This window comes from Mesosutterella faecium (assembly GCF_022809315.2).
Lineage (GTDB): Bacteria > Pseudomonadota > Gammaproteobacteria > Burkholderiales > Burkholderiaceae_F > Mesosutterella > Mesosutterella faecium.
This window is the reverse complement of sequence record NZ_JAKZJU020000001.1, coordinates 1,271,262-1,295,721: the sequence shown is the minus strand read 5'-3', so window position 1 is coordinate 1,295,721 and position 24,460 is coordinate 1,271,262. Positions and strand designations below refer to the sequence as shown.

Below are 24,460 nucleotides of genomic sequence, written 5' to 3'. Positions count from 1 at the left end.
GCCGGACCATCAGCGCCGCGCCGGAGAGCCCGCATCGGACGCAGACGGAGAGCTGGCGGCCGGAACTCCGAAAGCCGGCCCGTCTTCCTGAAAGAACAAAACCTGGGTTTTCATCACGTCCCAGATGAAATAAAGCACTATGATGGCCGCAACGACCCTCAGAACTTCATAAAAAATCTTCTTGAGCTTTTCCGGATCCAATCTATGCTCCCTGCATTTTGACCATCTGGCTTAAAAATCATTGTAACGGACTCGCAGGATCTTTTTGCGCAGTACCCCGGGCTGCGCCAGGCGCTTCAGACATCGGCATCACGATTTCCATGATGCAGCCATGTCCCAGTTCGTCGTTCGGCCTCGCGAATGCGTGTCCCTTGTGCCGCTCGGCAATGTTGGCCACAATGGAAAGCCCGAGTCCCATGCCGGATATTTTCCCGCTGTGCAGCGGCTCGAAAAAGAGATCCGTTTTCTCCTTAGTGATCTCTTTGCCGTTGTCCGCCACTGACAGATGCCACTGCCCGTCCACAGGCTTTAAGGACACGACGATGGCGGGGCCGGGGCATTTCTGCAGAGCCTCCGAGGCGTTCTTGAGCAGATTGATCACCGCGAGCTGAATCTCCCAGGAATCAACCTCAGCCCACGACCCGGGGCTGCAGCGCAATGTGATGGGAGGAGCCTCGGGGTGGCTGTGCCGGAATTCTGTAATCGCCTTCTCAAGCACCTTCCGCATGTCCCTCACCTGCATGACAGGTTCCGGGTGCTTCGCGTAGCTGCGGACCCGGTCCACGATTTCAGCGGCCCGGGTCCCCTGCCCTACGATCTCCTCGAGCGCTTCCTTGAAAACCGAAGGATCAATCTGGCCGCGGGCCACGCGCCGCAGGAGGCCGTTGCCGAAATTATTGATGGCCCCCAGGGGCTGCTTGAGTTCGTGGGCGATCATCGAGGACATCTGCCCGATGATGCCCGTGCGCTCCAGGGCCGAAATGTGCTCTCGTGAAGCGGTCACTTCCGCCTCGATTCTCTCGCGCTCTTCCAGCGACTGCCTCAGGGCCTCCGTGCGCTTCTTCACCATCATCTGCAGCATGGCCGCGTAGGACAGAATCATGATGGTGAGAATCAGGGCAATCGCCACCGCTCCGGAGTTCTCTCTCATGAACCGCTGCAGGCTCCACTGGGCGAGATACTGGTAGGGGCCGATCTTGAGCTCGTAGAACAGGTCAAAGACCTTCTGCATTGAAGCCGGCAGCCCCCACTGCGGCTGGCCGTCGGCGGCGGGCATCTCAAGCAGCGTAGTCATCACGGCTTTTTCGTGCATCGGATCCGTCTTAGGCAGGGCGGCCACGGTCACCGAAGGAAAGACGTCCGCCGAGTGCGCGCATTTGAGCTCATTGGCGCGCCTTGGATTAATGATCCGGAAATCCTCCATGTGAATTTTTCCGGCCTGCTCCATCGACTCCAGAACGCAGGCGGGCAGGATGCCGACCGCGGCCTTGCCGGACAGCACGTCGCTCACAACGCCTTCGTTGGATCCGGAGAAGTAGAGCTCAGAGAGGAACCCCGCCGAATAGCCCCGGCGGGAGAGTTCGTAAAGCGGCAGGATATAGCCCGCAAAGGAGGAGGGATTGGAGGCCGCCACGGGGTGGTTTCCCATCTGGGAAAGCGACTGAACAGCCAGGCTCTCCGCCTTCACGAAAAAAACCGCGGACACCGCGCTGTTCACATCCCGGGCGGCTGCGGGCCACAGGGAAGCGAGAAGCCTCAGGTTGTTGTCCATCTGAGACTGTGCGATGAAATCCGCCTCGCCGATCACAAAATCGATTTCCCCCGAACGAACCGCAGAAGCGAGATCTCCCCGGGACATGGGCCGGAAATCCACCTGTTCCCTGCCAAAGGCCTTCCGGATCGCGTCTTTCGTCTTCTCGATAAAAAGAGGGTCCGGAGCGGATAGAAAGGAAATGGCCGACTGCTGAATTCCGACGCGGATCAGGGGAGGCAGCGCCAGGCTGAAAGGGTCGTCGCGCCGGGCGGCCAGGCTGTCGCGGAAACTTTCTTCCGATGCGCCTTCTGTCCCTGCCTCGGCCTCCTTCCGGGCTTCCTCCCTTGCAGAGGGGGCGCGTCCGGCCGGAGAAACGGCGGGCGAGAGCAAAATGTCATCGGCTATCGGCTCCGCCGCGGCCGGCTGAAAAAGAAAAACAAGCGAAAGAAAAAGAGCCCAGGCCGAAACTGCAGGCCTCGCACCGCACAGACACGACAAAGCCTTCCGAAAGGATCGTGCCTGCCGGAAGGCTTCTTCTAAAAGGCGGGGCATCCGTTTCATTAAAACGCCCTCACCTGCCGGGCCCTCAGACCCCGGGCACCGGGAGGTGCTTGCCGGGCTTTCTATGGTCCAGGACCTTCACCACTTCATAGTCGCTCACAAGGCCCGCCACCGTCTGCAGGGTCCGGACGTGCATTCTGACAATCAGAACATCATCCGCGTTGAGGCGGAAAACACCGTTGTCAATGACGCGCAGGAAATCCTTGTCGTTCATGCGGGCGCGGACCGTCTGCTCGCCGTCGAAGAAGGTCCAGATCTGGTCATCGCGGAAGCTCGAGGAAGGCAGCATCAGAGCCTGGGTCACCACGTGGTCGACCAGCACCACTTCGTCGATTTCCGGCATGTAGAAATAAGAAGCCTCGTCCCTGGCTACCGAGGCGAGCGACTCGCCCGTGGTCCTGTCGCGGATGACGAGCTCTTTGACCGTCGGATCCTTAAACACGCGGGCCATCAACTCGACAGCCTTGCGCACGCCGATATGGCGAAAGAGCTTGTAGGTGTGGTACGAGACATGGAAGCTGTCAGCGCCGGCGCAGACCGTCACATCATCATCGCCCAGTGAAACCGAGGTCACCGTACGGCCGGCGATGGCCTTCAGGAGCTGGAAAAGCCCGAGGAGACCCTCGCCGCTTTCTGCCCTGAGCCATCCAAGGGCGACGCCGACAGACTTTTCCGGAGGATCGATAAATTCCTTCACGCCGGCAAGCGAGGCCCGGCGGGACATGCCGAAATTCTTCCGGAAGCCCAGATCAACGCTGTAGGAAGCCTCGTCGGGATTGCGGCGCACGTCCACTTCCGGATCCACAAGATAGCCGTACAGGGCCCGGGAACCCGTCGTGAGAAGCTGATCGACTCCTATGATCGCCTGCGCGACAGGCTGGTTGGTCGTTGTGGTCTCAACTTTGCGGATGCCGGAAAATTCAATGTCAAATGCTGCAATCATGGCTGCTCAACCTTCTGACAACTTCGAATGAAAGGGGCTCCGGAACTTTTCAGGGAGCGGCTGGCGCGGGCGAATGCGGCGTAGCCGCCTCATGCCCGCGGTGATAATTCTTACAATGATAAAGCGTTGCTGGATCGTCCGCGCAATTGTACGCGGTTTCAAACGTCAGACGGGCGCAAGAGTTGACCCAAGATGAGCATGCAGAGAAAAAAGGCAGAGAAAATCGCGGATTTTTCTTCTAAGAAGCCCGGCGGCGATTCTGAAGATGCTGCAGCGGGCCGCCTTGACCCCGGCTCCGCCCTTCAGGTGGTGCCGCTCGAGCAGTGCCAGATCAAGGGCGAGCTCAGCGGCTCCCAGGGCACCAACCGAAGTCTCTCAGGCCGCAGTTCGCTCAAGGCCGGCAACGACCTGGAGGCCCTGCGGGCCTGGCTCAACGCCCGCGCAGCCAATCCGAACACTTTCAGCGCTTACAGAAAAGAAGCGGAGCGGTTCCTGCTCTGGTGTGTTATTGAACGCCGGACGGCCCTGAGCTCGCTGACCATGGAAGGGGCGTCGCTATACCTGAGATGGCTCGAAGACCTCGGGCGGCTCTCCGACAAAGCCTGGGCCGAGCGGTGGAACGTGCCTCAGAGCATCTGGATCGGCCCCAAAAACGTTGAGAGGACAGACCCCGGCTGGAAGCCGTTCAACGGTCCGCTTTCCTTCGCAAGCCGCAGGCAGGCCATGACGGTGATCCGGCTCCTTTTCAATTTTTTGGTCAAGACCGGCTACCTCAATTACAACCCCTTCGACCAGGTGTCACCGAAGATTCCGTTCCTGCCTGGAGAGGGAGCCCCGGAGCAGTTCGCCGACAGATCCCTTTCGCACGACCAGTGGGAGGACATTCTCGATCAGCTGCGCGGGCTGCCCGAAGGGGAGGAAAAGGCAAGGCTCGAGGCGATCCTCATGATGGGCAAAGGGCTTGGCATGCGCGCTTCGGAAATGCTTGCCTCCCGAGCAGGCTGGATCCGGAAAAGAAAACTCGGAAGCCGCAGCCTGCTGATGATCGAAGTCGTGGGCAAGGGCGACAAAGTACGGCGGCTGCCTCTGCAGCAGGAGCACCTCAGGATCCTGAACCTGTATCTGTCAGCGCGGGGGCTGCAGCCCATCGGGGCCTGCCCGGCGGACACGCCTCTGCTTGCGCGGCTGGGAAGAGGCAGGAAAGCGGAGAACAGAGAAACTTCCCTGTCGAGATCCGGGCTTCATAAAATCCTTAAGGCTTTTTTCGAAGACGCAGCGGCCGAAGCCGAGAAAAAAGATCCTATGGACGGAGCGAAGCTGCGGGAGGCATCGACCCACTGGCTCAGGCACACCTTCGCGGCCGTGGCCCTGGATGCAATGCCGGTGAACGTCGTCCAGACCGCGCTGGGACACGCCTCCCTGTCCACAACTTCTCTTTATCTCGTGCCCACCGAACAGAAGATGGCCGAAGGCATGAAAAAAATCAAGCCGCTTTGAAAAATCAGCGGCGGGCAAAGATCCCCTGATACAGGAAGAGGATCCTTTCCGTCGAAAGCTTGGCATTGAGGGGATGGCCGGCCGCCTCGCGCAGGCGGTTCAGCTCGTGAATCCACCGGAAAAGCTTTTCCGCGTCCGCGCTTGCCGCAAGAGTCTGCAGGACCTGGCTCTGGCGGGGGAAATATCGGGGTGCGAGCCCCTGCTTCACAGCCAGCAGGTCCCATCCCCAGCGCTGGAGGAACCAGACCGCCTCGGCCTGATCTGCGTCCTTGGGGACGGCGGCAATCACCCGTCCGACCCAGCCCGCGCCCTCCTGCACGGCCCCCAGCAGAGATGCGAGTTCCTCACGCGGCTTCGCGTCAAGCCGGGCGAGAGCCAGCGCAAGAAGCGGCATCCCCCCTGCCTCTGCAAGAGCCGTTTCCGGGGCTGGCAGCCCCTGCTCGTTGAGCCACTTGACGGCCGTGGCGCGCATCGGAGGCAGCGCCCTGAAAATCAGGCACCTGGATCGAATCGTCGGGAGAATGGCGTCCAGATCCTCGGCCACCAGAAGGAAAATGAGGTCCTGGGGCGGCTCCTCCAGCATTTTCAAAAAGACGGAAGCCGCATCCGGACGAATCCGGTCGGCCGGATACACTAAGACGACACGGTGCTCGCCGCGATGAGAGGAAAGCGTGAGGAAATTTTCCAGCGACAGGGGCTCGTGGATGAGAATGTCCTCGGAAGGCTTCCGCCGGGAGGCCGCCCCCGAAGGAGGCTCATAAGGAAGCCCCCGGGCCAGGGCCTCCGATTCGGAAAGGATGTACCTGAGGTCCGGGTGGTTGCCGGCCTGCGCGAGCCTGCAGCCGGCGCAGACGCCGCAGGCGCTGCCGTCAGGCCGGGGATTCTCGCAGAGCAGATCCTTTGCAAAGCGATGCACCAGCTCAAAAGTGCCGAGTCCGCGGGGACCCGCCACGATAAGCCCGTTGGGCAGGTGCCTGCGAAGGGCTAGAAGCCTGCCGTAAAGCTCTGTCTGCCACGGGAAAACCGCTTCTTTCATTTCGAACTCCCGTTTTTTATGACCGAGCGCTGATATTTGTCAACGGCCTGGTTGTGGCTCTGGAGGTTGTCGGAAAATTCGCTGGAGCCGTCTCCCCTTGCCACGAAATAGAGATACTTTGTATCGGCGGGCTGGAGCGCAGCGTTGATGGACTCGCGCGAGGGCGCGCAAATCGGGGTAGGAGGCAGCCCCTTCATGGTGTACGTGTTGTAGGGAGTCGGGGTTCTGAGGTCTGCCTTCGTGAGGTTGCCACGATAGCGCCCGCCCATTCCGTAAATGACCGTGGGATCGGACTGAAGCGGCATCCCGATCCGCAGCCGGTTATGGAAAACGCTTGATATCAGGTGCTTGTCTGCCTTGACCCCGGATTCTTTTTCAATGACGGAGGCAAGAATCAGCGCTTCGTACCTGGAGTGCAGGACGTCGTTGACCGCGGGTTTCCTTTTCTCCCACTCTTCATTGATGATTTTGCGCTGCTGGTTCACCGACCGCAGCAAAAGCTTCGTGTCGGTCTGACCGACGATATAGAAGTACGTGTCAGGCGCAAGGAGTCCTTCGATCGAAGCCTCGCGGCTTTTCCCGTTTTGGGCAGGCTCCCCGATTTCATTCTGGAAAGCCAGGATTTTTTGAAAACTCTCGGAACCCGCGGCTTTCGCTTCATCGCGCGAGAGGTCTTCCGCCTCGTGCTTCAGGTCGTCCCTTTTCCCAAGAAGCTCAAAAATTTGCCGGGAAGTAAAGCCTTCCGGAATCCTGAACGCTGATGTCGCCTGCTCGCCGCTGCTTAATTTCGTCAGCAGAGAAAAGAAAGTATCCCCCTTTTCTATGGAATACCAGCCTGTTTTCACGGGAGCGCGGAAAGAAGCGAGAGCGATCGCAGCTCTGGCAAAAAAAGGATGGGCCAGAGCGCTGTTGGAGGCAACGGTTTTGGACAGCTCGCCTGAGGGCTCGCTCTGCGATACGTTGAAAAGAACCCGTGGGGCGCCAGAGCTCAGCAGCTTCGCGCTTCCCAGATAAAACACTGCCAGCAGGCAAAGCGCCAGAGCGGCCGCAGCATATTTTTTTAATTGTTCTTTTCTTTTGCTATCAATTTTCATCGAGCCGGCCAGGAGGAAACAAGCGGGAACAGGGCTTTAATGAAGCTGAATCATTCTAAATGGTTTTGTTCCCGAAATTTTAAAGGCCAGGGCTCTCCGCATGAAGGGAGCCCTGGCCGGATGAGGTTTCGCTTTAATCGCAGGATCAGGCGTTCAGCTTGTGCAGCTCCTGCAGGCTCCTCACTTCGACTTCGCCCGCGTGCTTCTGGCCTTCCACTGCGGCCGCCGCGCCGGAAATCGTCGTGTAATAGACCACTCCCAGCTGCGCCAGAGCCGTCTGGCGAATGGACCTCGCATCGCTGATCTGAGTCCTCGACTCGTTGGAAGTCGTAATCACGAGCTGAAGATCGCCGTTTTTAATCATGTCCGTGACATTGGGGCGGCCTTCGGACACCTTGTTCACGATCTTGCAGGGAATGGCCGCGTGCTGCAGCGTCGCAGCCGTGCCGCGCGTCGCGACAATCTGGAAGCCCTGGTCGCGAAGATGCGTGGCGACAGAAACCGCACGGGGCTTGTCGACGTCGCGGACAGAAATAAACGCGGTGCCGGTCTTCGGGAGGCGGTTGCCGGCTCCAAGCTCCGCCTTGTAAAGGGCTTCGCCAAAGGTCTTGCCGGTTCCCATGACCTCGCCGGTGGAGCGCATCTCCGGCCCCAGGACCGGATCGACGCCCAGGAACTTGGTGAAGGGGAAGACCGCTTCCTTGACGCTCATGTACTTGGGAGTCACCTCCACGCGGGCGCCCTGCGACTTCATGCTCTGCCCCACCATCACGCGGGCCGCGATCTTGGCAAGCGGCTCTCCGGTCGCCTTGCAAACAAAAGGAACCGTCCTGGAAGCCCGGGGATTGACCTCCAGAATGTACACGACCGGGTTTTCCGAATAAGCGTGCTGAACCGCCAGCTGCACGTTCATGAGGCCGCGCACCTTGAGGGCGTTTGCGAGCAGCCTGGTTTCCCTCTTGATTTCCTCGATGATTTCCGGCCTCAGGCTGTAGGGCGGCAGCGAGCAGGCCGCGTCGCCCGAATGGACGCCCGCCTGTTCAATATGCTGCATGATCCCGCCGATACGCACTTCCTCGCCGTCGCAGATGGCATCAACGTCCATTTCAACCGCATCGTCAAGGAACCGGTCCAGCAGCACCGGGCTGTCATTGCTTACCTTGATCGCCTCGCGCATGTAGGCTTCAAGGTCTTTCCGGCTGTGGACGATATCCATCGCCCGGCCGCCGAGAACGTAAGATGGGCGCACAACCAGGGGATAGCCGATTTCGTCAGCCATCCTGTAGGCTTCCTCTTCCGTGCGCGCCGCGCGGTTCGGCGGCTGCCTGATTCCGAGATCGTTTGCCAGCTTCTGGAAGCGGCCGCGGTCTTCGGCGATATCGATGGAATCCGGAGTGGTGCCGAGGATCGGCACGCCCTCGGCTTCGAGCTTGCGGCAGAGATTGATCGGAGTCTGGCCGCCGTACTGGACAATCACGCCAAAAGGATTCTCGACCCGGCAGATTTCCAGCACGTCTTCTAGCGTCACGGGCTCAAAGTACAGGCGGTCCGACGTGTCATAGTCGGTCGACACGGTTTCCGGGTTGCAGTTGACCATGATGGTCTCATAGCCGTCTTCCCGCAGAGCCTGGGAGGCGTGGACGCAGCAATAGTCGAACTCAATGCCCTGCCCGATGCGGTTCGGACCGCCGCCCAGCACCACGACCTTCCTGCGGTCGTCGGGAGCGGCCTCGGAAAAGCCGTGGTAAGTCGAGTAAAGGTAAGCCGTCGTGGTCTTGAACTCAGCCGCGCAGGTATCCACCCGCTTGTAGGACGGATGAATATCCATCTTCCAGCGGTCTGACCGCACTTCGTCTTCGGAGACTTTCAGCAGATGAGCAAGGCGCCTGTCGGAGAACCCTTTCTTTTTAAGGAACAGCAGCTCCTCTTTGGAAAGCGAGGACAAAGTCCTGCCCTTCAGACGTTTTTCAATATCGACCAGCTCTTCAATCTGGATCAGGAACCAGGGGTCGATGTTGGTCGCCTCCTGAACTTCCTTAAGCGACATCCCGATTCTGAAGGCGTCGCCCACATAGAAAATCCGCTCGGGGCCGGCTTCCGAAATCTCATAGAGGATCTGCTCGCGGTCCGTGGTCTTGCTGTTGAGGCCGTCCTTCCCGGTCTCCAGGCCGCGCAGAGCCTTCTGGAATGATTCCTGGAAAGTGCGGCCGATCGCCATCACTTCGCCCACCGATTTCATCTGCGTCGTCAGACGGTCGTCGGCCTGGGGGAATTTTTCAAAGGCAAAACGCGGGACTTTGGTCACCACGTAATCGATGGTCGGCTCGAAGGAGGCCGGCGTCTTTCCACCCGTGATCTCGTTGCGCAGCTCGTCGAGCGTGTAGCCGACAGCAAGCTTCGCAGCCACCTTGGCAATGGGGAAGCCCGTGGCCTTGGACGCAAGGGCCGAGGAGCGGGAAACGCGCGGATTCATTTCGATCACGATCAGGCGGCCGTTCTTCGGATTGACGGCGAACTGAACATTGGAGCCGCCCGTGTCAACGCCAATCTCGCGCAGAATCGCGATCGAGGCGTTCCTCATGATCTGATACTCTTTGTCGGTCAGCGTCTGGGCGGGGGCGATCGTGATGGAGTCGCCTGTATGAATGCCCATCGGGTCCAGGTTCTCAATGGAGCAGACGATGATGCAGTTGTCCGCATGGTCGCGGACTACCTCCATCTCATACTCCTTCCAGCCCAGCAGCGACTCTTCAATCAGCAGCTCATGGGTCGGCGAAAGCTTGAGGCCCCGCTGGCAGATCTGCATGAACTCTTCCATGTTGTAGGCAATGCCGCCGCCGGAGCCGCCAAGCGTGAAGCTCGGGCGGATGATCGTCGGAAAGCCCACATGTTTCTGCACCTCCAGAGCCTCGGACATGCTGTAGGCGATTCCGGACCGGGCGCACTCCAGGCCGATGCGCTGCATGGCCTCCTTAAAGAGCTTGCGGTCTTCGGCCTTCTCGATCGCCTTAGGCGAAGCCCCGATCAGCTCGACATGGTACTTGTCCAAGACTCCGTGATTGCGAAGATCCAGCGCGCAGTTCAGAGCCGTCTGGCCGCCCATCGTGGGGAGAATGACGTCGGGCCGCTCCTTGGCAATAATGCGCTCGACCACTTCCCAGGTAATCGGCTCGATATAGGTCGCGTCCACAAGCCCCGGATCCGTCATGATCGTGGCGGGGTTGGAGTTGACCAGAATGACCCTGTAGCCCTCTTCCTTCAAGGCCTTGCAGGCCTGGGCTCCTGAATAATCGAACTCACAGGCCTGGCCGATCACGATGGGGCCGGCACCGATGATCAGGATGGAATGGATATCTTGACGCTTTGGCATTTTTTACTGTCCTGTTCAATGGCCTCAGCCCTGCTGAGCCTGTTTGTTGGCTGCGTATTCTCTGACCATCTGCCCGAATTTCTGGAAAAGCGGGCGGATGTCCTGAGGTCCAGGACTCGCTTCCGGATGCCCCTGGAAGCTGAAAGCCGGGGTGTCCGTCACCTCAATGCCCTGCAGGCTTCCGTCGAACAAAGACTTGTGCGTGACTTTGACATTGGAGGGCAGAGAGTCCGCATCAACGGCGAATCCGTGATTCTGGCTGGTGATGTAAACCCTCTTGTTTTCGAGATCTACAACCGGATGATTGGCGCCGTGATGCCCGCACTTCATCTTGACCGTCTTGCCGCCCAGCGCCAGTCCCAGAATCTGATGGCCGAGGCAGATGCCGAAAAACGGGATTTTCTTTTTAAGGAAGACTCTCGCGGCTTCAATGGCATAGGTGCAGGGTTCCGGATCACCGGGACCGTTCGAGAAGAAAATGCCGTCCGGATTGTATTTCAGAGCGTCCTCCGGCGAAGTCTTGGCCGGAACAACCGTAACCTTCATGCCCTGGTCTGCCAGAAGGCGAAGGATGTTGGTCTTGATGCCGAAATCGTAGGCGACGATGTGAAGGGGAAGCTCCGGGTGGTTGTAACTCGTAGACCCGTCCTTGTTGTTAAACTGCCATGTCCCTTCGGTCCAGTCGTAAGGCTTATCCGTCGTCACTTTCTGAGCAAGATCCTGACCTACCATTCCGCCGTAGCTCTTCGCCGAATCGACAGCTTCGTCAATTTCTTCCTGAGTCAAAGAGCCGTTAGCAGCCACAAGGATACAGCCGGACTGGGCGCCATTGTCACGAATGATCTGTGTGAGAGCCCTGTTGTCAATGTCAGATATGCCGACTACGCCTGATGCTTTTAGATAGTCGGAAAGAGAGGATTGCGCCCTGAAATTTGAAACAACAGGAGACAAGGCCTCGATCACAAGCCCGGAGGCATAAACTCTAGACGATTCAACGTCTTCTGAATTTACGCCCACATTGCCGATGTGAGGGTACGTCAGGTTGACAATTTGACCGGTGTAGGAAGGATCTGTCAAGATTTCCTGATATCCGGTCATGGCGGTGTTGAACACAACCTCCGCAATGACTTTGCCAGGAGCACCAATGGAACGACCAATAAAAGTTGTCCCATCGCCAAGAGCCAGAACTGCTTGCGGGCGGCTGTCCTGAATAAGCAAACTCACTTAATTCTCCACAAAAAACGGTCCCGTTGGAGAAAAACGGAGTTCTCGCTTACGGGGCGCACGGCTTAAAAGCATAAATTTTTAACATTGTACACTTAATTTACAGACACTTTAAACACCCAAAGTATCAGGCTCATCAGCCATCAATTCATCTAAGGTTATAGCAGCTGTACCCAATTTCCCGACAACAATTCCACCGGCTTTATTAGAAAGCCTCACAGATTCATGCAACGGAACACCTGCCCCGAGCAAAGTGGCTAGAACAGCAATAACGGTATCTCCAGCCCCAGACACATCAAATACTTCACGTGCTTGAGCTTTGAAATTAATTTCTTCATCAGCAGAAAAAAGAGTCATGCCTTCTTCTGAACGAGTCAGAAGGATGTACTCTAATTCAAGAGACTCACGGAGTCTTTGTGTTCTTAAGCGCAAATCCGCTTCAGATCTCCAGGACCCAACAATTCTTTTTAGTTCACTTTTATTTGGTGTAATTAAAGTTGCACCTCTATAAGCTGACCAATCATCTCCTTTGGGATCAATAAGTACCGGTATTTTCTTTTCTTTGCACGATGTAATCATCGATGCAACATTAGATAAAACGCCTTTTCTATAATCCGATAAAACAACAATAGAAACTTGGGATATTAGCTTTCTAAAATTTTGACTTATCCCGATTAAAGCATCCTCGCAAGGCAACTGCTCAAAATCAGCACGAAGCATTTGCTGTTGACGGGCAATAATCCTAAGTTTTTCAATCGTTGGAACAGTGTGATCTACTATTAAAGAAGGTGTAACGTTATCAACATTCAATAAATTACGAAATTCTTTTCCTGCATTGTCTTCGCCACAAACTGAAAGGAGAATACATTTAGCCCCCAGTTTAGCGATATTTAACGCAACATTTGCTGCTCCACCTAATCTTTTTTCTTCTCTAACAATTTTTACAATCGGAACCGGTGCTTCCGGGGATAAACGGTCGGCATCACCAAACCAATATCGATCCAACATTGCGTCACCGCAAACCAATACTTTAACATTGGAAAAATCAAATTTTTTCATGAACATATACCTCATTTATTTTTGATAAAAATCTTTCTAAGTTACTGCATAGATAAGTACTATCAACAGTATTTAAGGGTCTAGCTTTACGGTTAGGATAGCCAAACCCAAATGGGTCAATTATCAAATTATCATCATCAGTAGTCAAGGTAACTGAATGATCTGAAAAAGATCCCCAAGCTTGTGCAGCGGAATATTCATGAAAATAATCTCTATCATTGGGTGGGAAAACAACAAATGAAGGTATATTAAAAGCGTTGGCTATATGAGTAACACTAGTGTCGGGTGTTATAACAACGGAGCAGAATTTAATTAATGCACACAATTTAGGAAAAGAAATCTTTGGCAATAAATAGTAATTTTTTGGCAATTCTCTTTGATCAAAAAAACTTGAATTTAAAATAACATTATAATTATTAAATTTAGCAATTGATTGAATCATTGAATGTATTTGACGAATTGAAAACCATCTATCATTATCACCAGCTACAGTATTAAAATAAATAACACGTTTGGAATTAATATTCTTTATAAAATTTTTAGCCCAGCAATAATCATCGCTAGAAAAATCTATATAGGGAGAGATTTTGGATAAAGATAGATCTAAAGTCAGCCTTTTATAAATCAAGTTTAATCGCTGTGATATATGCGGTACCGCTCGATAAGAAATAAAATCATCAAATAAATTCAATGACGAGCATAATTCTGAAGTGGTAATTGTATAACAATCTAAGTTATTTAATAGCGGTTGCCTTTCTCTCCAATGCCGGCAATTTATGTACTCTAAATCAACAGCTACAGAAAATTTTTTTGTTTTTAAATATTTCAGATCTTTGAAAGAATCTAAAACAAAAACATAGCTAATAAAAGGTAACGTAATAAAACGTGGTGAGACTGAAGATAATGTAGCAATAGAAACATCTATACCACATTTAGAAAGTGAATATGCAAGACCTTTAACGTAAAGTTCATCACCAAAGCGCTCATTAACAGTTATTAATAAAACAGAAGTGGCCGGCGCCTTAAAAGAGTGATTGATTCTATGAAAATTATCTGAAAAAAATAGACGAATTTTTCTAAAAAAGAATAAGCGCTTTTTATTAATATATTTTAAAAGTTGACAAAGCCAAAGTTCAAAATTTTGTAATTTATTAATCATATTTAAATACGGCCTTGAAAATGACATAATTGCCAATAAATACCATCTTTATTTTGTAATAGCTCTTCATTCGTTCCAATTTGAGAAATCCTTCCATTTGACAGAACAACAATCTTATCCGCATCGTCAATTGTAGATAATCGATGGGCCACCGTAAAAGTAGTTTTACCTTTAGTTAAGAGCTTTAATGCATTTTTGATGGTATATTCATTTTCACTATCAAGCGCACTGGTGGCTTCATCCAAAATAAGAATAGGGGCATCTTTGAGCAGAGCACGTGCAATAGAAATACGCTGTTTCTGACCTCCGGATAATAAATGACCAGCCTCGCCAACAGGTGTGTCTAAGCCTTGAGGCAGGCTATTAATAAAATCTCTTAAAGAAGCACCATCAATAGCTTTATTCAGGGTATCAGTTGAGACAGAATTACATCCATACGTAATATTGTTCCTAATTGTATCGTCGAAAAGAATAACGTCCTGAGAAACAATTGCAATCTGACTCCGTAAACTTTTTAAAGTATATTCTTTAATGTTTCTTCCATCTAAAAATATTTCACCTGAAGAAACGTCCCAATAACGAGGAAGCAAGTTCACAAAAGAAGATTTTCCAGAGCCAGAAAGACCTACAAGTGCAACGTGCTCTCCAGAAGAAACTTTTAAATTAATATCATTTAAAGCATAATCAGTTTGGCCAGGATATCTTAAGAAAACATGTTCAAAAGAGAATTCACCTTTGCAATTATTTAAATTGATCGTTCCGTCATCGCTTTCTGTTTTTGTATCCAACATTTCAAAAATACTTTTTGCTGCTACAGAAATACTTGCAAAGGTTGCATTCAAACCCGCGAGGTGTTGGATCGGTGCCTTCATTAAAAGCATAGCTGATAAAAAGGTTATAAAATCACCGATAGAAAGTAATCCGTTATGTGCTTCAGTTAAAGCAACGGCTACAACAAATGCAACAGCAATCATAGTTAATATTTGAGTTAAGGGGGTACCTATACTCTGCATTTTTATGGTTTTAATAGCACATTTTTTTATTCCTTCATTTATAAATTTAAACTTATTTTCCTCAACATCATAGGTATTCGAGATTTTCACTAATTTTTCCGACGAATAAGATTCTTGTACCCTTCCAATCATTATGGCTAAAGTTGACTGACTCTCTTTTACAATTTTTCGCATACGCTTAGATATTTTTCTTAGGATAAAAACTAAACCAGGGCCAACAATAAAAGTAACAAGCGTAAGTTGCCAGTTATACCAAAATAAAACACACAACAATGAAAGTACCTGCAGAGAATCTCTAATTAAAATAATTAGAGACTCTGTTGCTCCACCAAGAGCAATAGACGCTTCATTTACAAACTTCGAACTAACAAGTCCTGTACTATGATTTTGATATTCAACAGAAGGCCAATTTAAAATATTAGAAAATAAATTTGTTCGAAGACCCACAAGGACAGACTCACTTATATCTGTCATTACATATGAACTCATTACTGTACAGAAAGCATATAAAAATGAAACTATCAGCAAAGCAATGGGCGCAGCTACAATAACCCACTTTTCTTGTTGATAGAATCCCAAATCTGTTAGTTTTCCTAGTAAAGTAGCAGTTAGAGACGAAGTACTAGCGCTACCTATTAAAAATATAACGGAAAGAGCCAATTGCTTTTTATATGGTATCAAATACCTAAAAAGACGTATGAGAACAGGATCTATTTTATTTAATATAAAATTCATTTTATATAATCAAAATATTTTAATATTTTGAAGCTTACACAGATGCGTGAACAGACCATTCTTATTAAATAAAACGGAAGGTTTCCCAAATTCAGCAATAGTTCCTTTAGACATAACTACTACATAATCTGCAATATCGATAGTTGATAAACGATGTGCTACAACAAATGTTGTCTTTCCTTTCATTAGGCGAGATAAAGAAGTTTTTATCTGGTTTTCACTCACACTATCTAACGCACTGGTAGCTTCGTCAAAAATTAAAATTGGAGCTTTTTTCAGAATGGCCCTAGCGATTGAAATACGTTGCTTTTGTCCACCAGACAATCTATCACCAGCTTCACCTATTGGTGTATCGAGACCTAAAGATAGGGAAGAAATAAAATCTTCTAGTGCTGAGGCTCTTACTGCTTCGTTTATTTCTTCCTCAGTAGCATTAGGAGATCCATAAACAATATTTGCCCTAATTGTGTCATCAAATAGTATTACATCTTGAGATACTATTGATATTTGATTTCTCAATGATTTCAACGAAATATTCTGAGTATCAATCCCATCCAGGTAAATATTCCCAGAGGATGGATTCCAAAATCGAGGTATTAAATTTACTACAGAAGACTTCCCCGAGCCTGATAAACCAACCAATGCAATACAATCTCCAGAATTAACTTTTAAATTAAAATCATGGACTGCGTAATCAGTAGAGTTAGGATACTTCAAGCATACATGTTTAAACTCGAGATTTCCTTTAGCCGATGAAATCGAAATTTGACCATTATCAGGCTCTAAAGGTTGATCTAAGGTATCAAAAATACTATTTGCAGCTACTTTCATCATGACAAAGCTTGAGTTGAGCCCTGTCAAATGTCTAAGGGGAGGCATTATCAAAAGCAAAGCAGCAAGAAAAGTAACGAAATCACCCAAAGTCAACATGCCCAGTTGTGTTTGAATCATTGCCATAGTTAAAACAACAGCAACTCCAAACATACAAATAAATTGAGTAGCAGGAGTTCCTAAAGAACTCACACGTGTCATTCTTAATTTTAAATTTTTTATTTCTCTATTTATCTTTGAAAATTTTTCGATTTCAGCTGGATAAGTTCCAGAAACTTTGATCAACTGGTGAGCTTCATAAGCTTCTTTTACGCGGACTAGCAACACTGCTATAGACATTTGGCTTGAAGCCATAATTGATTTCAATTTGGAAGATATAAACCTCAACAAATAAATAACCATAGGCCCTATAATCAAACACACTATAGACAAAAGTGCGTTATGCCAAACTAGCATTAATGTAAGAGCAAAAACCTGACAAGAATCTCTAACCAGAACGATGAAAGCCTTTGTTGCATTTGACAGTCCAAAATTCGCCTCAAAAACAAATTTAGAACTAACCATCCCCGTAGAATTTGTCTGATACAAAGAGCTAGGCCAGCGAAGAATTCTATGGAAAATCTGGCTTCTAATAGTTTGTAGGACTGCCTGACTGACTTCTCCCAACAAATAATTGCTCATAAACATACTTCCACCATTGAGCAATGCTATGAAAATCAGGCCTATAGGAGCCGCAATAATTATCCATGCCTTCTGATCGTAAAAACCAACATTTGTAAGTAAACCTAATAATTTAGCAATTAAAGAAGAACCCAGTCCTGCCAATATCATGAATATGACAGAAAATATAATACGCCACTTATAAGGGGGAAAATAACCCATTAACCTCCGAATATCGGGATCAATTTTTGACAATACAAATTGCTTTATTGTTTTTATCATAACAGGTTATTTTCAAATTTTATGTTAATTAACACCTGCTAATTTAATAGCATTATCTATTTTAGAAAACACGAAATCAGGTTTAAGGTTTAATAATTTATTGCATTCGTTTGTACAATTATTTAAACATAATCTTTGCCAATTTTCAATTAGCCATTCACATGAAACTTTACAAACACTTTCATTTAGCAAATTAATATTTTCTTGGTAACCATAGAACAACTTTGATGTTGGCCCGAAAAGTACACACGAAACTTTTCTAGATAAAGCGTGTCGTAAATGAATCATCCCCCCCTCAGGCCCGATGTGAATTATCGCATTTTTTAGCAATACTTTCAATTCATTAAAATCTGTTCTTCCGCTCAAATTCTTTATGCCTTCAAGCGGTAAATCCTCGTATTTTGGTCCTAGGAAAACAATAGTCAAATTAGGATAATATTTTTTTATTTTATTTATTAATTCAATGTAATAAAATTTAGGCCATAATTTTGTAGAATTTTCTGAATTATTATCAGCATCTACCGATCTATTAAAAGTTATAAATTTTGAGTTCAAAAGCTTAAATTTTTCTAGAATTTTTCTTTCGTTTTCTACACCAATTGTAATTTCAATGTCATTAATTGATACCAAATGAAATAAGTCTGGTTGCGTTACTCTGTTATACCCCGCTGCCAGAGAAAATTGAGCAGAGAGACCATCAATTCTAGGTGAATAGTCATAATAAAATCTATTATTTATATAAAATTTATTATATTTTTCTAATATATCTATTAATTGTTCACTTCTGATATATGATTTATCACACTTTATGACCTTAGGAAACCGCTCTTTCATCTGAATAATCACAGGATAAATAAATTTAGAAAACTTAATGAATTTTTTGTCGTAAAATGTGTGAATATAATTTTCATCTACTTTATACAAATTTATTGGCGTTTTCTTGCTTTTGAAATAAAAATCTATTAATACTTTTTTATTTAATTTTAAATATAAATGATAAATATAATTTAAGTATATTAAGCAATCTCCTACCCCTCCATCTGCAATTACAGCAATAATGTCGCAATTAATTTTACGATAATTCCTAGAAAAGCTTATAAAATTCTTGACATTATCTACTAAAATGAGTTGTTTAGTTTTACTTCTCGTCAGAAGTATCTTTAATAATAGAATTTGGCATTTCAGGAAAAAATAAATATATCTTTTTGTAGTTTCTAACATTTGAAATTTCATGATAATGGTATGTCTTAAAGCAATTATAAAACTAAGTACAACCGAGCGTACTACGAATAAACCTCCTAGGGTGGGGATACGAGGTTGTATGAATAAAAAAAGTGCACTCAAACACGCCTTTCCCAAAACTACATGGACCTGCCCCTTCAAAAAAACTGTAATTATTACCAATGTGAAATCCGCGAAATATATACTGTGCAGGTCAAATGGAGTGCCTTGGCACAACCATGCAGTCAAATATTTGTAGGTGCTTCTGCGTGATTTCGGAGAGCAGAGGCGTGATGCCCTCCCCGGACAACATCTGAATGTTCATCAGTTCGCTTAGCAACTACTTACTTAAGCGAATACTGTTCGTAGAGCCTTGGATATTAATGAGATGGTCAGCCCCTGTACAGCGAGGCCTTACTCGCGGTGACCATCCAGCATGAAAACTGTAGCGGAAAACAAAAAGAGCGCCCCTGCTTCTCAGAACACAACCCCGCCCGGGGTTATAACTGAGGTATCCGTTACCAAGGAACGCTCCGCCATGAATTTTACCCTCACAAACAATCCCGCTGCTGTCATCGGCATCGGCCTTGCCAAAACTCACTGTGATATCGTTGGTTTTACAAGAACAGGAAAATAGACCTGAGGCTGCTCCGTATTTCGAAGGAAAACCTGCTGGAAAGGCTTGCGAACATGCCCCGGGGCTCCGTTTTGATGCATGCCTTCGGTGGGGACCACAGCTTCCGCAAATTGAAAGCGCTGTGGCACGACGGACGCCTTCCGATCCCCAAGGATGTGAAGCGCATACGGTGCGCAGACATCAGAAGAACAACATGCTTGACGCCGCCTGCATCGCCTGGGCCTGGTAAAATCCGGGCCTCAGCTTTGTGGTCCCGAAAAACGTCCGCACCCCCCTTTTAGCAGCGTTTGGCCTTTCGAAAAGCAGCTATTTCTACCAGAAGGCCACAGTTGACAAGCCGGACAAGTACAAAGAGGCCAGAGGTCTGATCTTTCAGCTGTTCACAGAGAATTACCGCAGCTATGGCTACAGGCGGCTGTGGTGGCTTCTGAAGCGGGCTGGCATCCGTCTTTCTGAGAAAGTAGTTCGTCGGATCATGCGGCAGGATCGACTTTACGTGTATACGCCGAGGAAAAGGAAATATTCGTCCTATCGCGGAGAACTGACGCCTGAAGTCCCAAACATCGTGCAGAGGAAATTCCACGCTTCCACCCCAAACGCACTGTGGCTGACGGATATCACTGAGTTCGCAATTCCCGCAGGGAAGGTCTATTTATCTCCGATTATCAACTGCTTTGACGGGATGCCAGTGGCCTGGACCATAGGAACCAGCCCAAGCTCGGATCTGGCCAACCTGATGCTTAAGAAAGCAATCTCAATTCTGAAGGCAGGAGAACACCCGGTGATTCATTAGGATCGTGGGTGCCATTATCGCTGGCCTGAGTGGATCTCTCTGACCCAGCACGCGGGCCTTGTCCGATCCATGTCCCGAAAGGGGTGCAGCCCGGACAATTCCGCCTGCGAAGGCTTTTTCGGGAGGCTGAAAAACGAGATGTTAATGAGATGGTCAGCCCCCTACGGCGGGGCCTTACTCGCGGTGACCATCCATCATGAAAACTGTAGCTGAAAACAAAAAGAGCGCCCTTGCTTCTCAGAACACAACCCCGCCCGGGGTTATAACTGAGGTATCCAAAACCAAGGAGCGCTCCGCCATGAATTCTACCCTCTCAAACAATCCCGCTGTTGTCATCGGCATCGACCTTGCCAAAACTCACTGTGATGTTGTTGGTTTTGACAAAGATCGGAAGATAGCCCTGAAGCTGCCCCGCATTTCGAAGGAAAAGCTGCTGGAAAGGCTTGCGAACATGCCCCGGGCCTCCGTTCTGATGGAGGCCTGCGGCGGAAGCCACTGCTTCGTCCGCAAGGTGAAAGCGCTGGGGCACGACGGACGCCTCCTGAACCCCGGGGATGTGAAGCGGATCAGATGCGGACATCAGAAGAACAACATGCTTGATGCCGCCTACATCGCCTGGGCCTGGTACATTCCGGGCATCAGCTTTGTGGTCCCGAAAACCCAGGCGCAGCAGGATCTCCAGTCCCTGCAGCGCATCTATCAGGGCTACATGAAGACCCGCATAGAATTCGGAAACCGAATTCACGCCCTGCTGCTCGAATATGGTTTAAGCAGTCCTCAAACCAGCCGGTTCATAGCCGAACACCTGCCGGAGTTCATAGAGACGCATACGAAAGATCTGACGCCTTTGGCCGAGGAAGCCCTCCTGATGCTGCGGGACTCCTGGCTCGAGGCCTCTGAATGGGAGAAAAAGGCCGGACAGAAGTATGACGAACTCGTGCGTGCAAACGAGGACTCGAAGCGTCTGATGACAATTCCGGGCATTGGCCCCAAATGCGCCGGCGCTCTCCTCACGCACTGCGGGGAAGCCTCCCGCTTCCGCGACAGCCGGCAGTTTGCGGCGTCTCTCGGCCTTGTGCCCCGCCAGAACTCGACCGGAGACAGGGACACCCTGGGCCACATTACGAAGAGAGGGCCGAAACACCCCAGATCCATGTTAGTTCAGGGGGCCGCGGCTTTGATGATCATGGCTGACAGGCTCGAGGGAACTCTTGGCGAATGGGTCCGGAAGATCAAGGCGTCCGGAAAGAAATACGGCGTCAAGGTCTGCGCCATCGCGGCAAAGCTCGCCCGCATCGCCTGGAGAATACTCTGTGAGAAAGGCATGGAATACAGGCCTCAGCCTATCAAAGCCGGCAGATCGAGGGCTGCGGCTTAAGTCGGAGAGCAGCTAAGAATATTTTCTCAGGACCACGAAGGCCAATGTTGTAGTGACGATCCGGCTCAAGGCGGCGGGAAAACGCAGGAAAATGCAATAGTTCAAGTCTATGAAACTGCGTTTTTTATAGTGCGCTCCCGCCGCACCCGAATATCACTAGGCGGCGAGGAAGAGAAAACCTTCCTCATGACGACCGCGGACGTATTGCTGTGAAGCCTCCTCATCACACGAAGAGCTGGCGCTACAAGTGCATCGGCAGGAATGGTTATGGGAATCAGGTTGTGGCGGCAGATGAAATTCGACGCTCGCCGCCGCAATAATGGGTGCGCGCAAGTGTTGATCATGCGCGCACTGGTGCGGCGGCTCGATGCTGATTCTTCGATTTGAGCTTTTTAATTGAGATTTTTAAAGTTGGGGCATGCTTGCGCATGCCCCGTTAGGGAAACTACGCCTCAACAGTTTGGGCTGACCACGTATACAACAGGAGCTGGGAAGGCGTCACGCTGGAAAACTTTATCAATCACCTCGAGGCGTACATGCGCTGGTACTGCCGAAAACGAATCAAGGTTTCACTAGGTGGACTCAGTCCCCTGGAGTTCCGTCAAAGGCGGGTTTTAGTACATTAATTTGGTCCAGAAAAACGTCCGCATCTCCTCCCCTGGGGGGCAAATCGACATACGCTTGACAATCCAGAAAAACGTCCGTATCCCCTTTCTGTGTGAAAGCAATGGTCAGGCATATTATGATACTCGATTACATCTAGGTTTTTGTCCGCGTCTCCTTCGATTCATTCGTCGCATTATTGTAAAATCAACCATACAAACAACCTATATGCTATTTACATAATACTGTAGTATAACTATTTTTAATCAGTAATTCAGCTGTTGTTCGGCAAAACAGAGTTAGCCTTCGGCATGAATTGCTCTATTAATTACTTTTTTAATATAGTTGCAGATTATCATCAAATTCTCGCCGTGTATAATACATTGTTACTTTTCTAAAAGACAAGGAAATTCAAATTGAAAAAATTATTTTTTACTTGGTCAGGCATGGGAGATAATCTTGTCTTATTAGCCGCAGCCTACAATTATTTTAAACTAACTGGTGAAAAAGCTATCATTGGTACAAATTTTAAGAACTTAACTAAACTATGCCCTTATGTTGAAGCTATCGATTGGTTTACTTTCAATAAATTGAACAGCAATGAAGGATCGAAGCTTATAGAACAGGCTATGGTTGAAGATTTAGAGCCAACGTTTATTACTGCTAGCAGTTATAAATATCTTGCTCCATCTTTTAAAAATAATGTTACTTGTTGGCCAAGAAAACATATGATTACCACATATTGTGAAAGAATGGGGCTGTCTGGAGAAATAGAAATAAAGATACCATTAGACTTCGGTTTCCCAATAAAAAATAAAGAAGATCAATATATATGTATTATGACGGGCGGGCTCCAGAACTATAAAGCTATTCCTTGTGAAATTATGCAACCTATCATAGACTATTTTTCAGATAAAGTTTCTTTCGTTCAGCTCGGCGGGAAAAAAGATAGATTATTAAAATCTGTAAAGGATTGCCGCGGTTTAGATATTTTAGACTCTTTAAGATTATTAAAGAATTCATTATTTTTTATTGGTGGTGTAGGGGGCTTGATTCATTTAGCAAAGGCAGCAAATTGTAATTCTCTAGTTCTCCAGTCAACCGGAGAACCTATCAGTTGTACATTTTATAAAAATAATATACTAGTCAAAGCTATAGACTATTGTGATTTATGCGCAAAAAATTTAAGAGATCCTCAACATCAACCGTGTTTTTATAATTACAAATGCGTGCGAAACATTAAAAGTTCTGACATTATTAAGGCTATAAAAAATAATTTTGATAAATTATCAACACGCTCTAATATTATTCAAACAGAAATAGCCGAATCCAATCCTGCCAATAAACTTGAAGACTTTTTACATTCAAAAGCTACACTATGGTGTGATCAAGCTTTTTACAGAGACTGATTAAAAGGTGAGAAAATGAAAAAAAAATTAGCTTATTTTTTAATTTGCTCTGATAATATTATTTTTGCAGCAGGGAATGTGGCATTAGGATTAAATAAGTATATGCCACATAAAGAGTTTGACATAGTCATATATCATACAAAACTTCAAACTCAAAATATAAAAGCATTAGAAAAAATTCCACGCGTAATTTTGAAGGAATTTAGTTTCGACCCTTCTTTCCAAAAATTTATGCTGTCTGATAAAGGATTACCAAAAAACGGTAGATGGACTAATCCTAATTCTTTACTAACAGCGGCCCATTTTGAAATTTTTAATCTTCTAGATGAATATAAAACAGTCATTTGGCTTGATTGTGATATATGTGTACAAGGCGACATATCTGAATTAGAGAAATACGGACCGATCGGACAAGCAAAAGACTTAAATTGGAATACAGTATGGACAGTTGGTGATCAGTTCATTAAACCCGTTCCTGGTTATGACATGGTACGGGACAGCCACATAAATGCCGTAATGGTCGTCAACGATGATCTCCCAAACTATAAAGATTTAGCTGCTTACTGCTATTCTCTATCTATGAAATGGGCTAATCATCTGAAAAATTTAGACCAAGCTGTTATTCAACTGCTTTACCAAGATAAAAACATCAAACCTAACGAATTTTCTTGGAATGAATTCGTCTGCCACGCTCATCATGGCTATGCACCTTTAGCTAAAATGGTACATTTTGGTACTAATCAAAAGCCATGGAATAATCAATTACTGCTTCAATCATATCCGGAATGGTTCAGAAATCATTTAGAATGGCTTGCTTTAGGAGGAACTGATTTTGACAGGTCTAATATTTCAACTGTAGGAATTTGGTTCGATATTGCAAATAATTATAAAAAAATAAATGAATACCCTTCTTTATCTAACACCTCATTAAACAAAAATATTGTTGATACTTTCCGCATCAGTATTTTTAAAATAATACCTATTTTTACGAAAAAAATAGAACAAACTCGTATTAAAACAAAAATTTTAGGTATACCTTTTCTCTACATAAAATATCTGACTCCAAATAAAGTATTTTTTACTATTTCTTTATTCAAGATTATTGAATGGAGAAAAGCTCCAGAAGAACGTTCTTTACGAATTTTTAACATTCCCTTGTTAAGAATTAAATCGTATGCAAAAGCTATCTGATTTTTAAATAA

Annotated in this window: 15 protein-coding genes and 2 pseudogenes; 6 read left to right on the top strand and 11 right to left on the bottom strand. The window is 48.0% G+C overall.

Annotated features, from left to right (window positions below; all coding sequences use genetic code 11):
* Positions 1-238: 238 nt before the first annotated feature.
* Complete coding sequence (locus tag MUN46_RS06030) at positions 239-2,305, bottom strand: sensor histidine kinase (RefSeq protein ID WP_281069854.1); 2,067 nt, start codon at positions 2,303-2,305, stop codon at positions 239-241.
* A 34-nt stretch (positions 2,306-2,339) separates the two neighbouring features.
* Positions 2,340-3,257 carry an LAPAL motif-containing putative phage structural protein gene (locus MUN46_RS06025; RefSeq protein ID WP_243376274.1) on the bottom strand — a complete coding sequence of 306 codons (918 nt, stop codon included), beginning with the start codon at positions 3,255-3,257 and terminating at the stop codon, positions 2,340-2,342.
* A 192-nt stretch (positions 3,258-3,449) separates the two neighbouring features.
* Here MUN46_RS06025 and MUN46_RS06020 point away from each other — a divergent pair, with 192 nt between their 5' ends.
* On the top strand, positions 3,450-4,754 hold the full coding sequence (locus MUN46_RS06020) for a tyrosine-type recombinase/integrase (protein WP_243376275.1): 1,305 nt from the start codon (positions 3,450-3,452) through the stop codon (positions 4,752-4,754).
* A 4-nt stretch (positions 4,755-4,758) separates the two neighbouring features.
* Here MUN46_RS06020 and MUN46_RS06015 read toward each other — a convergent pair whose 3' ends face one another.
* The 9 genes from MUN46_RS06015 to MUN46_RS05975 form a co-directional block, all read right to left on the bottom strand.
* Positions 4,759-5,790 (bottom strand): DNA polymerase III subunit delta, encoded by a 1,032-nt coding sequence (locus tag MUN46_RS06015; protein WP_243376276.1) that lies wholly within the window; start codon positions 5,788-5,790, stop codon positions 4,759-4,761.
* Complete coding sequence (gene mltG, locus MUN46_RS06010; RefSeq protein WP_243376277.1) at positions 5,787-6,884, bottom strand: endolytic transglycosylase MltG; 1,098 nt, start codon at positions 6,882-6,884, stop codon at positions 5,787-5,789. The genes MUN46_RS06015 and mltG overlap by 4 nt, the downstream gene beginning before the upstream one ends.
* Before the next feature lie 145 nt (positions 6,885-7,029).
* The gene (gene carB, locus MUN46_RS06005) at positions 7,030-10,254 is read right to left on the bottom strand and encodes a carbamoyl-phosphate synthase large subunit (protein ID WP_237979093.1); all 3,225 of its coding nucleotides are present in this window, start codon (positions 10,252-10,254) and stop codon (positions 7,030-7,032) included.
* A gap of 24 nt (positions 10,255-10,278) precedes the next feature.
* Positions 10,279-11,478, bottom strand: a complete 1,200-nt coding sequence (carA, locus tag MUN46_RS06000; RefSeq protein WP_237979092.1) for a glutamine-hydrolyzing carbamoyl-phosphate synthase small subunit — start codon at positions 11,476-11,478, stop codon at positions 10,279-10,281.
* Between the two features lie 111 nt (positions 11,479-11,589).
* Positions 11,590-12,537 carry a D-glycero-beta-D-manno-heptose-7-phosphate kinase gene (gene rfaE1 / locus MUN46_RS05995; protein WP_237979091.1) on the bottom strand — a complete coding sequence of 316 codons (948 nt, stop codon included), beginning with the start codon at positions 12,535-12,537 and terminating at the stop codon, positions 11,590-11,592.
* Positions 12,524-13,696: a glycosyltransferase family 9 protein gene (locus MUN46_RS05990; RefSeq protein WP_237979090.1), complete on the bottom strand. Its 1,173-nt coding sequence runs from the start codon at positions 13,694-13,696 to the stop codon at positions 12,524-12,526. The genes rfaE1 and MUN46_RS05990 overlap by 14 nt, the downstream gene beginning before the upstream one ends.
* A 2-nt stretch (positions 13,697-13,698) precedes the next feature.
* Positions 13,699-15,444 carry a lipid A export permease/ATP-binding protein MsbA gene (gene msbA / locus MUN46_RS05985; protein ID WP_237979089.1) on the bottom strand — a complete coding sequence of 582 codons (1,746 nt, stop codon included), beginning with the start codon at positions 15,442-15,444 and terminating at the stop codon, positions 13,699-13,701.
* A gap of 9 nt (positions 15,445-15,453) precedes the next feature.
* Positions 15,454-17,217: an ATP-binding cassette domain-containing protein gene (locus MUN46_RS05980; RefSeq protein WP_237979088.1), complete on the bottom strand. Its 1,764-nt coding sequence runs from the start codon at positions 17,215-17,217 to the stop codon at positions 15,454-15,456.
* 24 nt (positions 17,218-17,241) lie between these two features.
* The gene (locus tag MUN46_RS05975) at positions 17,242-18,438 is read right to left on the bottom strand and encodes a glycosyltransferase family 9 protein (RefSeq protein WP_237979087.1); all 1,197 of its coding nucleotides are present in this window, start codon (positions 18,436-18,438) and stop codon (positions 17,242-17,244) included.
* 911 nt (positions 18,439-19,349) lie between these two features.
* Between MUN46_RS05975 and MUN46_RS05970 the strand changes: the two are divergent.
* From MUN46_RS05970 to MUN46_RS05950, 5 genes and pseudogenes are all read left to right on the top strand, one after another.
* Positions 19,350-20,012, top strand: a pseudogene (locus tag MUN46_RS05970) (IS3 family transposase); the annotation flags it as partial.
* A gap of 154 nt (positions 20,013-20,166) precedes the next feature.
* Positions 20,167-21,246, top strand: coding sequence for an IS110 family RNA-guided transposase (locus tag MUN46_RS05965; RefSeq protein ID WP_237978035.1), 1,080 nt, complete (start codon positions 20,167-20,169; stop codon positions 21,244-21,246).
* Positions 21,247-21,728: 482 nt separating this feature from the next.
* Positions 21,729-21,872 (top strand): annotated as a pseudogene (locus MUN46_RS05960) (IS3 family transposase); the annotation flags it as partial.
* Between the two features lie 393 nt (positions 21,873-22,265).
* Positions 22,266-23,258, top strand: a complete 993-nt coding sequence (locus MUN46_RS05955; protein ID WP_237978036.1) for a glycosyltransferase family 9 protein — start codon at positions 22,266-22,268, stop codon at positions 23,256-23,258.
* Positions 23,259-23,273: 15 nt separating this feature from the next.
* Positions 23,274-24,449, top strand: coding sequence for a glycosyltransferase (locus MUN46_RS05950; protein WP_243377746.1), 1,176 nt, complete (start codon positions 23,274-23,276; stop codon positions 24,447-24,449).
* The last annotated feature ends 11 nt before the right edge of the window (positions 24,450-24,460 follow it).

Coding starts and splice junctions, on each gene's coding strand:
- MUN46_RS06030 (WP_281069854.1), bottom strand. CDS start 2,305: ATGCCCCGCCTTTTAGAAGAAGCCTTCCGGCAGGCACGATCCTTTCGG.
- MUN46_RS06025 (WP_243376274.1), bottom strand. CDS start 3,257: ATGATTGCAGCATTTGACATTGAATTTTCCGGCATCCGCAAAGTTGAG.
- MUN46_RS06020 (WP_243376275.1), top strand. CDS start 3,450: ATGAGCATGCAGAGAAAAAAGGCAGAGAAAATCGCGGATTTTTCTTCT.
- MUN46_RS06015 (WP_243376276.1), bottom strand. CDS start 5,790: ATGAAAGAAGCGGTTTTCCCGTGGCAGACAGAGCTTTACGGCAGGCTT.
- mltG (WP_243376277.1), bottom strand. CDS start 6,884: ATGAAAATTGATAGCAAAAGAAAAGAACAATTAAAAAAATATGCTGCG.
- carB (WP_237979093.1), bottom strand. CDS start 10,254: ATGCCAAAGCGTCAAGATATCCATTCCATCCTGATCATCGGTGCCGGC.
- rfaE1 (WP_237979091.1), bottom strand. CDS start 12,537: ATGAAAAAATTTGATTTTTCCAATGTTAAAGTATTGGTTTGCGGTGAC.
- MUN46_RS05990 (WP_237979090.1), bottom strand. CDS start 13,696: ATGATTAATAAATTACAAAATTTTGAACTTTGGCTTTGTCAACTTTTA.
- msbA (WP_237979089.1), bottom strand. CDS start 15,444: ATGAATTTTATATTAAATAAAATAGATCCTGTTCTCATACGTCTTTTT.
- MUN46_RS05980 (WP_237979088.1), bottom strand. CDS start 17,217: ATGATAAAAACAATAAAGCAATTTGTATTGTCAAAAATTGATCCCGAT.
- MUN46_RS05975 (WP_237979087.1), bottom strand. CDS start 18,438: ATGTTAGAAACTACAAAAAGATATATTTATTTTTTCCTGAAATGCCAA.
- MUN46_RS05965 (WP_237978035.1), top strand. CDS start 20,167: ATGAATTCTACCCTCTCAAACAATCCCGCTGTTGTCATCGGCATCGAC.
- MUN46_RS05950 (WP_243377746.1), top strand. CDS start 23,274: ATGAAAAAAAAATTAGCTTATTTTTTAATTTGCTCTGATAATATTATT.